Raw genomic sequence first — 13,141 nt, forward strand, 5'->3', positions numbered from 1 at the left:
CGGCGGTACAGGGGGTGTTTGGGCTAAATGGAGACGGTGGGCGGGGGTTCATGGGCACCCAGGACTCCGCATGAACCCCACTTCCGAAACAGAATCACCGGCAGGCGGGAAGCCTGTGGGGCCGACATCCGCCCAGCCCAATGCCCAAGGCTGGCGCCGTGTCCTCGGTGTTCCTTCGCTGGTCCTGCTGGGCTTAGTCTGCATGGTGCTGCTGACCATCTTCGGCACCTACGGCATCGTGGTTGAACTGACGGGCGGTCGGCTCTCGGCGGCCTACGCTTCGGAACGCCTGTTCTGCCGGTTCTCCGGACCTCAGCTGTCTCGCTGCTGGCCCTTGTTTTGGACCTGCTGACCATTTCATCGCTCATCAGCTTCGGCGTTCTCGGTGGTGAACCTCGAGGTGATCAAGCACTACTACTTCGACCAGAAGAAACGCGGAACAAGCGGCATTGTTCGCAACCTGGTGCTGCCTGCTATCGGGTTCGCGCTCACGGTCTGGTTGTGGACAAAATTTGAGTGGGCTGTCGCTCGGCTTCGGCCAGGCGTGGCTGCCGTTGGTTTGCTTACCTTGCGTGTTTGACCCGAGGACTCCGTCGGCCGACGCCGCAGTTGGATTTGCAGGAAGCGTAAGCGTGGACCCTGCACCCATGGGCGAGAGTAGTGGGGCAACCTATGGGGACTGAAGCCGGGGCTACAGGCTCCGACGTTCCCCAATCATCGCCATCTCAGGGGAGCTCACGTAACTACTTCTGCGTTTTTCAAGCCGCACCTGGTGGCCCGGCGTCGGGAGGCGCGCGCCTTTCGTGCGGTTGCATCGGCTGCACGCCGCAGCGAAGTTTCGGAGGGAAGTCGCACCTCCCTTGGACCATGGATAGTAATGGTCGCCGTGTTCTGCAGGCCGGGAGCAGCGACGGCCTAGAGCTGACTCCAGTTCGCATAGTCCGTTTGCACGCGCCATGCCGATTTGTCGCTGTTGCGCACTGAAGCGTCGAACGGGATCGCGACGACGAATGTCCCTGGCTTGAGTTGCGGCAGCGGCAGTGACCAAGACGATCATGCATCCGGCGGGCACAGCGATAGCCTGCAGAAAACCCTCTGCGAGCGATTGAAAGACGCCCCTCGCCGAGTTGAGTCCTGCGAATGCGCTCGCAGCTCCACTCTCCAAGGACGCTATTCCGGTGATTAAGAGCCACACTGTCACAATGAAGAGGGCAAAGCGTAGAGCCTGTCTAGTCCAGTAGATGCGACTCAAAGTCGCTCTGAATGACGGACCCTCGGCCATGACCCGACGCTAGCATCAAATGCGCTCGGGAGGTGGTTTTTCGCGCGTGAGGACATGGACGCCGGAATCAGGACCGCGGAGTCATGGAATGGCAGTGGGCCGGTGCGCGTCAAATTGCCGGCGCCCCTGTGTCGACCAGTGGATTCGCGCATCAGCGGTGCTAGATATGTAGATGGTCGTGGATGCCGTACTGATTGAGGTCCAGCATTCGCGCTTACGTTGCCCTGACTGAGCAGAAATCGGAGTTCTTGGATGTCCCATTGTGTCGAATGCGCATTTATGGCGCTGCTGGGGAGGGCGGCCCCGTGAGCGATTCCCTGTGGAAGCAATTCATGGAGTTCGGCGCACTGTTCACTAAGACTGTCGATCTAGACGCTGACGAGTACAGCTACAAGATTGCAGTTGCAGAGCGACTCGGGAGGACCCGGGAAAGCTTCCTCAAACAGGATCCAGAATGGTTCGAAGGACTTCGGCGGGACATCTCGTCATCCGGGTTGATGAATCGATACTTCATGATGCGACTGATTGACCTTGGCCGGACAAGGCCCGGTGACCTGTGGCAAGTGATCGCCTTGCTGTGGGATGGTGATTTGAATACCGGTCGCATCGATGATTTCGCGCTTGCGCTCCGTCCATACAACCAAGAACAGTTTTCCGTGGGCGGCATCATCGGATTCGCTTCCCTCCTGCTCATGGGGCGTGACCCGCACCGTTTCCCGCCTTACCGCGCTCAGGCAGCCAAAAAGTTTTTGAAACTGGTTGGCTGGGGTGACAGAGGCGCAAATGGAGACGCTTCGCTCCGCTATGAACTCCTCCTGGAGGCGCTCGACGAGATTGCCCGGCTGGCTCCCGAGTATGGCATCGAATTACGCGACCGGTTGGACGCGCAAGGCCTGATGTGGACTGTGATGAATGTAGATCCGACGGACGAGTGGAGCCCGGCTGACAGCGCCGCGTTCCGAGCCTGGAGGGGCGACAAAGTGGAGTCTCGTGAGAGCGTGCCCAGCAGTATTAGGCATGCGCAAACGCCAGCGGGGCTGATCATTTCAGCAGGCCTTCGGGGGCAGGCTTCGCCCATAGACGGCCGCACCATTACGTGGACGGCCGAAGCAGCCAAGGACTTGGCCCTTCGGAGCGCGAACACCGATGTCGGCACGGGATCCTTCATGTCCAAGCTGGAACGTCAGCTAGAAGGCGCCGCCAAGGAGACCGTTATACTGGCAGCCGAACTGGTGTATCTGCAGGTCTTTCCCTTGGAAAACGTGACACCGGCAACGAAGATCGCCCGGGTGGAGAAAGTCCTATCGTGGGTGCCAGGCGCCAACTTGAGTTTGTCAGTGCAACTGCGTGAGGGTCTCGAATCGAAAGGTGCCTTCAACGGCGGAGTGGGCTTCAATATTCAAGTCGCGGATCATGTAGGTTGGCTCAGCCGCTTTGTGGACTACGTGACTCAGCAGCCCGAGCACGTCATCAACGCGGCCCTCGATGACCCGTGGGCGTTCATTTCCCTCACACAGTCAGTTCCCAAGGACTGGCCAACAATCCGCTACAGCATTGAGTTCCTGGCGTGGCCGGATCATCTTCAGCCCGTTGTCAGCAGAGATCACAGACTCAAGATCCGGAATGCCTTCGCAGGAATCATCGGAGGGCCAACCGGCGATTCGGAGATCGAGATTGCCAAGGACCTTTTGAACATCCGGAGGGCACAGCAGGGTGACTCTGACGAATTCATCGAGTGGTACGACGAGCCTTACTTGAGCGAATGGCAGCCTTCGAGCAGTGACGCCGGGCGACGTGCTTGGCTTGTGCGGCAGAACCAAGGCGGCGTCGCGATGGTCGACTCATGGCTTGGCCAAGACTTCGTCTCGCTCAGAGCCCAACACCTCGGCTCTCCTGCCCAAGGGAGCAACTTTGACCAAGTACAGGCGGCCGTAAATGCCGGCTACCAGCACATCGACTACGCCGAACGGAAAGTGCGGGCCCAGGAGTTTTACCGTTTCCTCACCCAGATGACGGTGGACGACCTCGTTCTGACGGCCTTCGAAAGCAACCTCTACCTGGGCGTCATCACTGGCGAAGCGGAATACGCCGACGACGAGACGTCCCGTTTGCGGCGGAGGGTGGCTTGGCGGCAGGAACCAATTGCCAATGATGACCTCCCAGCACCGATGCCGCGGCTGTTGGAGGAGCAGGGTTCTGTCGTTGACCTGACCGACGGTCTCTCAATCATTACTGAATGGTTCGAATCCGAACCTATCGCAACTGGCGCCAAACCTGAGCCCACCGCATCGCCGCAGGCCGCCGTCGTACCTCGGCTGCGCGAGGCAACCACCGAACTTGCAACGAAGCTGCACGTCCAGCGCGACGACATTCAGGAAGTAGTGCGGCTGCTGCAGACACGGCAACAGATTGTTTTCTACGGACCGCCAGGGACCGGCAAGACGTACTTGGCGGGCAAGATCGCCAGATACCTCGCGGGCGACGAACACGCTGACCACGTCAAGACAGTGCAGTTCCATCCGTCCTACGCGTACGAGGACTTTTTCGAGGGCTATCGTCCGGCGAAGTCCGACGGCGACAACGTCGGCTTTAGTCTCGAACCTGGTCCTTTGAGGCGAATAGCCGCTGAGGCGTCATTGGACGGAAACCGGGACAAGCCTTATTTCCTGATCATTGACGAGATGAACCGCGGCAATCTGGCAAAGATCTTCGGTGAGCTGTACTTCCTCCTGGAGTACCGGGACCAAGGCATTAATCTGCAGTACAACCCACAGCAGACATTTGTTTTGCCCCCGAATCTGTTCATCATCGGCACGATGAACACCTCGGATCGCTCCATTGCCTTGGTGGACGCCGCCATTCGTCGCCGATTCGCGTTTGTGGAGCTGCATCCGCAGGAGGGCATGATCTCGGGGATGCTTGAGCGATTTTTGGAAAGCACGGGCAAACCTGCCCTGCGAGCTGAGCTGTTGAATGCGTTGAACGGCGAAATCGAGGCTACGAACCGGGATTTGATGATCGGCCCGTCGTACTTCATGAAGCCCCACGCGGAGACCGATCAGGGGCTCGCTGAGATTTGGAAATACGAGCTTCTGCCGTTGCTGGAGGAGCAGTACTTTGGGCGGTTGAGTCGAGAGAAGATTCGGGAGAAGTTCGGGCTTGAGGCCATACGGCGTAAAGCGCGCCTGGCCATCGGAACCACTGATAGCGTGCAGGACTCGTCCGTGTCGGAATTTGGCGACGAAGCTGTCGTCTGATGTCGAGAGAGATCGTACTCGACGAGTTGCAAGGTTATACGGAGCCAGTCGAGCTGGACCGTGAGGTGGCTGCGACGCTGCGCGACACCGGCCTGGTGTCCGTTGTGCCTGCCCATGGGGGTGCTTGGACCATTCTGCCGGCCGGGAAAGTTGGGGCAGTCCAGATCGGCGAGTTGCTGGTTCGGGTGAAGCCCAAGGAAAAAGTGGGTCTCAATAGGCTGCTGTTTCTGCTGGGTTATGCGGCCGACCCAGGTTTTCGTCCGAACAACGTAATCGGTTCTGAGGACGAGGATCTTTTTGCTGCATTGGGTGAGTCGCTTGCGAGGCACGGCGAGCGGGCACTGGAACGTGGGCCACTGAATGGTTACGTGTCCGTCGAAGAGGCTCTACGGACGGTGAAAGGACGAATCCGTGTCGGCGACCAGGTGAGCAGGCGTCCTGGACAGCTCCTGCCCCTCGAAGTTTCTTACGATGACTACACCGCCGATGTCGCTGAGAACCAGATTCTCCGTGGCGCGATTCGGATGATGATGCAGGTTCCTCGGCTGTCGGACCCGCTCTTGGGACGCCTTGCGCACCTGGATTCGAAGCTTGAGGGTGTTTCCGTTTTGAACCACGGAGCCGCGTTACCGGTCTGGACCGAATCCAGAATCAACGGCCATTATGTACCGGCGCTGAGGTTGTCTGAGATCATCCTTCGCTCCATGTCGGCCGAAGCAGGAACGGGTCATCGCATGGTCGCCTCCTTCGTTGTGAACATGGCCACTGTGTTTGAGGACTTTGTTGCGACTGCTTTGAAGGAGGCGCTTGAGCCATATCCAGGGTTGACCGAGTGGCAATACGAAGCATTCCTGGATGAAGCAGAACCTGGTTTTCGGAGCAGTGACCGGGTACGGATGTTTGTGGATGTCGTCCACTGCGTCAATGGTCGGCCGGCCCTGATCTTCGACGCGAAGTACAAGGCAGCGTCGGCAAGTGGTGCGTATCCGAATGCTGACCACTACCAGATGCTTGCGTACTGCACAGCTCTCGGAGTGCCGCGTGCTTGGCTTGTTTACGCAGGGAGGGGAGAACCGCGGGTTCGCCGAATCAGGAATGCGGGGGTGTCCGTGGTGGAGTTTCCGCTGGATCTTTCGCAGGAGCCGGAAGCCTTGTTGGCGGGGGTAGTGGAGTTGGCCAAGCTGGCGTTTTTTGTAGCGAATCAAGACCCGGATAGTACGTCTGCCAGAACCTGATTCTTAGTGCCCAAGGCCGAGAATTCTTGCCTTCTCTGCTTCAAATTCTTCCTGAGTGAGTGTGCCGCGTTCCTTGAGCGTCGCCAGCTTTTCGAGCATTTCGAGTCGAGACCCGCTGACTTCCATTTCTGGGGATATTGGGTGAGGGGTCGCCTCATCGATAGACCGTATCATCGCCGTAATGAGAGAGCTCCAAGTTCGGGCTTCGCGATTGGCCTTCTCGTGGAATGAACTCGCACGTGGTGCTGGAGCTCTAAGGAATTCCACATCGAGTACAGGTTTTGTCGCATCTTCCAGTTCGATCCGAAGCGTGACACGATTGACTTGGTCCTCCGAATGAGATCGCGCCCCCAGAGCTCCGATGACGGCACCGGCAGACCCCGCAACTTTGTTTCCAATGTAGGCAGCACCAATCTGACGCCCGCGGTGTGTATGGGTGATTGATCGCTGATCCTCATACACGGTAACAGAGATGAGCTTCCTTGCTTCGACGAACTTCGCCAGATAGTTCGGTGCCTCCGCATAGGCAATTTGATTTGAGTTCGAATCGAGCGCGACTGCCACGAATGCGTCAGCATGCCAGCGCGTCTTTTCGAAACCAGATCTCGCTGCCATTTGAGAATCAAAGCCTGCAAGCGCACCTTGGTGCTCGGCTCTTGCCTTGGATCGCTCGTTGGACCTGCGAACCAGCAGAGCCATAATCCCGGCAACGATCAAAAGAAACAGGATTACTTCCATTGGCTTTTTATCTTTCAGGTTCGCCGAATCAAATGCTTCCTCTGAATTACATCATGGGCGTCACCTCAACCTGGCGGAGTCAAGCCGTCTATTACGATCTCAGAAAACGCACTGCCGGTGCACAGCATGCAGGAGAGATCTGGATGTCGTGACACATCTACCCGCCTAGCGGCCGCGCTGGTCATCTGGGATGGCCAGCTCTCGTTCATTTGCGTACGCGTGCTGCTAAGAGCTCCTCGGCAGTGAGGTGGGAGTTCGGTGTCAAGGGTGCCGGCGCTGCCTAGCTCCCAGCAGCTGAGGTGATGTCGAATGGACGGTTGAGTCCGTGCCTATGGTCCAACCCAGGAAAAATCCATGTCGGCGAGCGGGCGGGATGCACGACACATATTGACTGTGACCCGCCTCACCGTCACAATAAATGAACGCTATTCATTTCTGGCGTCATGAGCCAAGGCCGACCACCCACCGGCCACGCCCCTGACCCACACACAGAGCCCCCCCAACCGCAGCCCAGAAGCACCAGCGTCGCTGCTTCACCACAACTGCATGAGCACCCAGGACTACCCATGACCCCCACATTCAATACAGATACACCGGCAGGCGAGAAGCCTGTGGGGCCGACATCCGTCCAGCCCAACGGCCAAGGCTGGCGCCGCGTCCTTGGCGTTCCTTCGCTCGTCCTGCTGGGCCTCGTCTACATGGTGCCGCTGACCATCTTCAGCACCTACGGCATCGTGGTGGAACTGACGGGCGGTCGCCTCTCGGCGGCCTACGCCGTGACGCTCGTGGTCATGCTGTTCACTGCCCGCTCGTATGGCCGGATGTCGCAGGCGTTCCCGTTCGGTGGGTCTGCGTACACGTATGCGACGCGCTCGTTCGGCGCTGGCCTCGGGTTCATGGCCGGCTGGTCGTTGCTGCTCGACTATCTGTTGCTGCCGATGATCAACTACCTCCTCATCGGTATCTACATGGAAGCGGCGTTCCCGGCCATACCGGCATGGGTGTTCATGATCGTCTCCATCGCAGCGGTCACGGTGCTGAACGTCCTTGGCATCACGGCCATCGCGAAGGCCAACTTCGTGGTGGTGGGCCTGCAGGCGCTCTTCATTGTCCTGTTCGTTGCACTCGGACTCTCATCCATCACCGGCGCGGGCAACCTCGACCTCATGGCACCCTTCACTGGAGCTGGAGCAGAAGGCGCCGGGGGGCTTTCGCCGATCTTCGCCGGCTCGGCCATCCTCTGCCTTTCCTACCTCGGGTTCGACGCCGTTTCGACCTTCGCTGAAGAGACCAAGGACCCGAAGCGCAACTTGCCCAAGGCCATCATGCTCACCACGGTCCTGGCCGGTGTCATCTTCCTCGGTCTGGCTTACATCAGCCACCTGGTTCTCCCGGTCAGCACCTTCAATGACGTCGACTCTGCCGCCATCGAGGTCATCGGCAAGGCCGGCGGCCAACTACTGGTCGCCTTCTTCACCGCCGCCTACATCGCAGGCAGCCTCGGCTCGGCCCTCACCTCGCAGGCTTCGGTCTCGCGCATCATCCACTCAATGGGTCGCAGCGGCGTCTTCCCGGCAGCCCTTGGCAGGCTGCATGCCCGCTTCGGCACGCCGGTCCTGCCCATTCTCCTGACCTCGGCCGTCTCATTGCTGGCCCTTGTTTTGGATCTGCTGACCATCTCATCGCTGATCAGCTTCGGCGCGCTCGTCGCATTCTCCGTGGTGAACCTCGCGGTGATCAAGCACTATTACTTCGACCAGAAGGACCGGGGAACCCGAGGTGCCATCCACAACCTGGTGCTGCCCGCTATCGGGTTCGCGCTCACGGTCTGGCTGTGGACGAGCCTGAGCGGACTGTCGCTCGGTTTCGGATTGGCCTGGGCGTCTGTTGGGTTTGCCTATCTCGCGTTCCTGACGCGCGGTTTCCGTCAGTCAGCGCCGCAGCTGGATTTGAAGGAAGCCTGAAGGCCCGCCGTCGGGCATTTACCGTTGCCTATCGACGAGTCCTGTGGAAGCCTCGGAGTGATCCCGTCGCCTGGGTGACGACGGGCGTAGCGAAGGAGCCCGGGATGGGACTCATCCACGTTGACCTGTTCACCACACTCGACGGCGTCGCGCAGGCGCCCGGCGGGCCCGAGGAAGATCCGGTGGGCGGTTTCGAGTTCGGCGGCTGGCAGGCGCCCCTGTTCGACGACGTGGTCGGCCAACAGGTCGGCTCCGGGATGGAAGGGATGGACGCCCTCCTGCTCGGGCGCCGGACCTACGACATCTTTGCGGCGTACTGGCCGCACCAGGGCGGCGACATAGCGGAGCTCTTCAACCGGATCCCCAAATACGTGGCCTCGCGCCAGGCGCCGACGCTCGGCTGGGAAGGGTCCAGCCTGCTCGGCCCGGACGTGGTCGCTGCCCTGCATGAACTGCGCAACAAGCACCAGAACATCCACGTCATCGGCAGCCTCGACTTGGTTCAGACCCTCTTCGCTGAACGGCTCTTCGATCAGCTCAACCTCTGGGTGTATCCGATCCTCCTCGGCAGCGGAAAGAAGGTCTTCGGCGATGGGGTGGTTCCGATGAACCTCCGGCTCGTCGAGCCTGTGGTCACCTCGCCGAACGGTGCAGTGATGCAGCGCTACGCTTTGGTCGATGGGACGCCCGCGGTGGGAGACATGTCGGCTATGGACCAGGAGTCCTAGGCGGTTGATGTGGGTCCCGCCATAAGGGCGGCAAGGTTTTTCGCGTCCATCCCAACCCCGCCGAGGATCGACGAATAGTGCCGCGTCAGCCAGGGGAGTCCGACGGCGTACAAGCCCGGCTGTTCAGTGACGCCCGCAGTGTGCTTTGGGTAGCCCCACTCATCGAGCAACGGCATGTCCAGGAACGAGAAGTCCAGTCCGTACCCCGTCGCCCACAAAATGGAAGTGATCCCAGCGTCAGTCAGGTTCAAGGAAGCAGGCTCTGACGGTAGCCAGTTGTCATCGGGCACGGGTGGTTGCTCTGGCGCGTCCAAGCCGGCCGCCGCGATATACCCGTCGATGGCCTTGCGCATGCGGCTGTTGAATCCGGACTCGACTGTTGCGAGGCGCTCGGGGAGGTCGTCCGTGAAGGTGAGGTCGCCGTCGTCGACGTTTTCCAAGCGGCCGTGCAGGTGCATGCCGCGGCGGCCGAGTTCGCGGAGGTGGATGTCGTGGCCGCCGTCGGTGCCGGAGAGCAGCGGGTTGCAGGCGAGGCGGGCGGCGGGGGAGGGGAGCGCCTCGCGGGTGAGGGCTTTGACGCCGAAGTCGGGGCCATGTTTGCCCGTTTCGAGGAGCCAATAGAGGATGTCGTGTCCGCGGTAACGGCGGGGTGCCTCGGGGCAGGTGGAGACGGCCAGGTGAACTTCGCGACCGGCGTCGTGCAGTTCCTCGGCGATCTGCCCACCGGACTGGCCGGTGCCGACAATCAGCACGGCGCCGTCGGGAAGCTGCTCGGGGTTGCGGTAGTCGTGCGTGTGGAGCTGGGTGATTTCCTTGGGGAGCTTGGCTGCCATGGGCGGGAGCTTGGGAATCTGGTAGGCGCCGGTGGCCAGTACGACCCTCTTCGCCTGCATAGCGCCGAGCGAGGTTTCCAGGTTGAAAGTTCCGTCGGTTGCCGTGGACAGGCGGGTGACGTCGACGCCGGTATGGACCGGGGCGTCGATGACCTCTGCGTAGCGCCTCAGGAGATTTACGACGGCGGTTCGGGGCAGGAAAGCTTCGGGGTCATCGCCCCTGTAGGGCATCCCGGGGAGGTCGAGCGTGAAGTTGGGGGTGTTCATGTAGAACCCGTCCCAGCGGTCCTGGTAAGCGCCGCCGAGGGTGACGCGCCGCTCCAGGAGTTGATGCTCGACGCCGGCCTGCGTGAGCCAGTAGCTGGTGGCGAGACCGGCTTGGCCGGCGCCGATGATCACGGTATCTGGGGCAGATCCCATGGCGTGGATTGTACGCTTGGGGGCCTTGTTTGTGGATGGGTTTGGGCGCTGCCTACCTGTCTGCTGACAACAAGAATGCCGCGATTTCGACGTCGGTTGGTTCCCTGACTTCGACGGGTGTTATTGCTGGCGATTCCGGCAGGAAGTCGTTGATTGACGTTTGCCCTTCAAGCTCTGGCATTGGTTCCGACGTGGCGTCGTTGGGCATTCGTGACTCCTTTGCCTGACTGTTTAGCAGGTCCGGTGGCGATTAGCGGACTACTTCTCCGTTAATGACGTCAGTCTCGTTCGCCCTGTGGTCAGGCTTGGTTAGCTCAAGGCTCGCAAGGTGCTTTTGCAACCGCTTGGACATCGGTAGGAAGGTGCTCAAAGTGAGACCTCCGGATAGCACTGCGCCCACCACAGGGATTGCCTTCGCGACTCCCGTAGCGAATAGCTTCTTGGTCATGCTGACGCCGAGGTACCCTGCAACCTTCTTAACGATCGGATAGATGACCCCTTGAGTCAGCGCCTTCTGGGGTAACTTCTTTGCGACGTTCGCCGCGACCATAGCCGCCACCTTTGAGACGCCGCTTTGGGCGATTTGCACCCCGAACATGACTCCAACGAAGAGGACCAACATGCTCTCCGTCGCCTCGTCAATTTCATCGCCCTCTTCGGCGAAAAGATCGGGCCAGCTGTAGATGTAAGCAAGCTTCTGGGAAATGCGCAGCATGTGGCCCAGGTATTGGAGAATGTCGGCTGGCACTGTACCCAGCATTAGTAGGCCGCCGGGGATCCCTGACAATGCCGATAGACCAGTGACTTTGCTTGTCTCATACTTGATGGAGCTGTTTGCCACTTCGGTGATGATCTTAAGGGAGATTCCAGCGGCTGCAGGACTCTGTGCAATAGCACGCTCGATCTGTTCCTGGGTGCAATGGCGCTTTAGAGCTGTCCGGAGATATGTAGCTCTATTGATTCGTACGCCCGGCAATTTTGCGGCCGCATCCAATATCTGGGTGAAATTCGAGCCGAGGTTATCCACCTCTTGGGTTTCGGTCATGGGTAGATCGTAGCGATCGGTTTCCATTCCGATGGTCATCTCCGCGGAACGTTTCGGCCCGTGGCGACTTGAATTTACGCTCCCTCGGAAATCTCTAGTTCGGGCCGAATCCGTTGAGATCCGTGTACGTCCCGCCCAGTTCCTGAGCCACCTTCTTCAAGTCCTTCCCGCTCCACTCCTCCTCGAGGGCGACGGACATATCTGCGACGATCCAGTTTTCACCTTCGACAAAAGCCATCGGTTGCGAGGCGTCCGAATAGACACTTGCTGCGTCGAGTCGGGCGTCCGAGCTGCTGAACCACTCCACCTGCACCCTGTTCCCGCAAACCGAATATTCAGCTGTGAACCCAGCCAGGTCCGGGTTCACGATCGGCTTCGTCGTTGGTTCACTGTCACAACCGACGACGGCGGCGACGGCCTCTCCGGCTTCGGTCAGCGAGCCGAACCCTTGGCTCCGGGACGAAGTCGCGACGTCGGGTTGCTCGGCCGTCGTGCAACTCGACAACGTTCCCGCCAGCGCCAGGCCGCCGGCAATAATTCCGAATTTGCATAGATGAGTCACTGGACACCCCCATTTGTCAGTGCGGACATCGTCCCACGAATGGACGCAGTTCTACGAGGAGGGACGTTACCCTCTTGGGTAACGATCGTAGGGGGAACGGTTTTGAAAATGACGACTGCACGTAAGCTGCGGGCTTTGAATATTGCGGCCAAGGTGGTGCTGCTGGGCCTGTTGCTCCTGCAACTCAGCCACGTGATTAGTGGCTTCTGGAGTATTTCATTGATGGTGCTTATAGGGTTTCCGACGGCGGTTGCCTGGGTAATCCTGGAGCGGCGCCTGGGTGCCGAAAGATGAGGGATGCTCAGTAGGTTGTGCGTCTCACAGTGTCAGCCGCTGATGGCTCTGCGAATTGGCCCGCCGCAGTAGGTGAGGCGAGTCTGTCGTTCCGGGTTACCTCTTGCGCCAGTTGCGAAGGTGCTTGCGCCCCTCCGATGAAGTCAGAACGGTGACGGCGCCGGTTCCGGTCAGCGTACACGAAGCGTCCGCGCGGAGCTTGTCAGGCTACTGAGGTCCTTGAGGGAGGCTGAATCAAGGAAGCCAGCGACTTCGATGGTCCCATCAGGGCGGACCCGGATGTCGACCCTGTTGAGGACGCCTTCCGGTCGGTAGTTCTTGTATCGGTCGGTGAGGTGAATGAACCGCTGATTTCCGGAACCGACCAGAGCGCGATTCGTTTCGGGGTTCCAGTCCTGGTAGGGGCCATCGACGAGCAAGTCCACCTTGGCCAGAAAGGCTCGCGTAGAGTCGTCTCGGTCACAGAGTGTCTGGTATTCGTACCCGGAGAAGGCAATGACGCCGAGGCCTGCGGCGCGGGCAGCCGCAGCCAGGGCGTGGCCGGCGGCGGGTTGGTCGAACGGCTCACCACCGATCAGGGTCAGGCCTTCGACACCGGCTGCGATGGAGTCTTCGATGATCCCGGCCACGGGTAGTAGTTTTCCGCCGCGAGGACTGAACAGGTGCGGGTTAACGCAGCCTTTGCATCTGATGCTGCAGCCTTGGAACCAGACGGCAGTGCGCAGGCCGGGGCCCTCAGCGGTGGTGCCATGCAAGATGCGGCCGACGCGGAGCATCTGGTTG

General features: G+C 60.0%; 13 protein-coding genes. 6 read left to right on the forward strand and 7 right to left on the reverse strand.

Annotation, left to right across the window (positions count from 1 at the left end; all coding sequences use genetic code 11):
- Nucleotides 1-70: 70 nt before the first annotated feature.
- Nucleotides 71-352 (forward strand): hypothetical protein, encoded by a 282-nt coding sequence (locus ACIPY2_RS08740; protein WP_400265984.1) that lies wholly within the window; start codon nt 71-73, stop codon nt 350-352.
- Nucleotides 353-691: 339 nt separating this feature from the next.
- Here the strand turns inward: ACIPY2_RS08740 and ACIPY2_RS08745 are convergent, their stop codons facing one another.
- The gene (locus ACIPY2_RS08745) at nt 692-1,282 is read right to left on the reverse strand and encodes an HNH endonuclease (RefSeq protein WP_400265985.1); all 591 of its coding nucleotides are present in this window, start codon (nt 1,280-1,282) and stop codon (nt 692-694) included.
- A gap of 305 nt (nt 1,283-1,587) precedes the next feature.
- Here ACIPY2_RS08745 and ACIPY2_RS08750 point away from each other — a divergent pair, with 305 nt between their 5' ends.
- Together ACIPY2_RS08750 and ACIPY2_RS08755 are read left to right on the forward strand one after the other, a co-directional pair.
- The gene (locus tag ACIPY2_RS08750) at nt 1,588-4,539 is read left to right on the forward strand and encodes an McrB family protein (protein ID WP_400265986.1); all 2,952 of its coding nucleotides are present in this window, start codon (nt 1,588-1,590) and stop codon (nt 4,537-4,539) included.
- On the forward strand, nt 4,539-5,774 hold the full coding sequence (locus ACIPY2_RS08755; RefSeq protein ID WP_400265987.1) for an McrC family protein: 1,236 nt from the start codon (nt 4,539-4,541) through the stop codon (nt 5,772-5,774). Before ACIPY2_RS08750 ends, ACIPY2_RS08755 begins: the two co-directional genes overlap by 1 nt.
- A gap of 3 nt (nt 5,775-5,777) precedes the next feature.
- Here the strand turns inward: ACIPY2_RS08755 and ACIPY2_RS08760 are convergent, their stop codons facing one another.
- The gene (locus tag ACIPY2_RS08760; RefSeq protein ID WP_400265988.1) at nt 5,778-6,512 is read right to left on the reverse strand and encodes an SHOCT domain-containing protein; all 735 of its coding nucleotides are present in this window, start codon (nt 6,510-6,512) and stop codon (nt 5,778-5,780) included.
- 566 nt (nt 6,513-7,078) lie between these two features.
- Between ACIPY2_RS08760 and ACIPY2_RS08765 the strand changes: the two genes are divergently transcribed.
- Together ACIPY2_RS08765 and ACIPY2_RS08770 are read left to right on the forward strand one after the other, a co-directional pair.
- Nucleotides 7,079-8,476 (forward strand): APC family permease, encoded by a 1,398-nt coding sequence (locus tag ACIPY2_RS08765; RefSeq protein ID WP_400265989.1) that lies wholly within the window; start codon nt 7,079-7,081, stop codon nt 8,474-8,476.
- 104 nt (nt 8,477-8,580) lie between these two features.
- On the forward strand, nt 8,581-9,204 hold the full coding sequence (locus ACIPY2_RS08770; protein ID WP_400265990.1) for a dihydrofolate reductase family protein: 624 nt from the start codon (nt 8,581-8,583) through the stop codon (nt 9,202-9,204).
- Here ACIPY2_RS08770 and ACIPY2_RS08775 read toward each other — a convergent pair.
- The 4 genes from ACIPY2_RS08775 to ACIPY2_RS08790 form a co-directional block, all read right to left on the reverse strand.
- Nucleotides 9,201-10,457, reverse strand: a complete 1,257-nt coding sequence (locus ACIPY2_RS08775) for a flavin-containing monooxygenase (protein ID WP_400265991.1) — start codon at nt 10,455-10,457, stop codon at nt 9,201-9,203. The two genes, ACIPY2_RS08770 and ACIPY2_RS08775, sit on opposite strands and share 4 nt — an antisense overlap.
- A gap of 52 nt (nt 10,458-10,509) precedes the next feature.
- Nucleotides 10,510-10,665, reverse strand: coding sequence for a hypothetical protein (locus tag ACIPY2_RS08780; protein WP_400265992.1), 156 nt, complete (start codon nt 10,663-10,665; stop codon nt 10,510-10,512).
- 42 nt (nt 10,666-10,707) lie between these two features.
- Complete coding sequence (locus ACIPY2_RS08785; protein WP_400265993.1) at nt 10,708-11,502, reverse strand: hypothetical protein; 795 nt, start codon at nt 11,500-11,502, stop codon at nt 10,708-10,710.
- 94 nt (nt 11,503-11,596) lie between these two features.
- Complete coding sequence (locus tag ACIPY2_RS08790; RefSeq protein WP_400265994.1) at nt 11,597-12,064, reverse strand: hypothetical protein; 468 nt, start codon at nt 12,062-12,064, stop codon at nt 11,597-11,599.
- 108 nt (nt 12,065-12,172) lie between these two features.
- Between ACIPY2_RS08790 and ACIPY2_RS08795 the strand changes: the two genes are divergently transcribed.
- On the forward strand, nt 12,173-12,358 hold the full coding sequence (locus ACIPY2_RS08795) for a hypothetical protein (RefSeq protein WP_400265995.1): 186 nt from the start codon (nt 12,173-12,175) through the stop codon (nt 12,356-12,358).
- A 170-nt stretch (nt 12,359-12,528) separates the two neighbouring features.
- Here the strand turns inward: ACIPY2_RS08795 and ACIPY2_RS08800 are convergent, their stop codons facing one another.
- Entirely contained in the window at nt 12,529-13,134 is a 606-nt protein-coding gene (locus tag ACIPY2_RS08800) for a 4Fe-4S single cluster domain-containing protein (RefSeq protein WP_400266216.1), read from the reverse strand.
- Between the last annotated feature and the right edge of the window lie 7 nt (nt 13,135-13,141).

The organism is Paenarthrobacter sp. NPDC089675, from assembly GCF_044749185.1.
Lineage (GTDB): Bacteria > Actinomycetota > Actinomycetes > Actinomycetales > Micrococcaceae > Arthrobacter.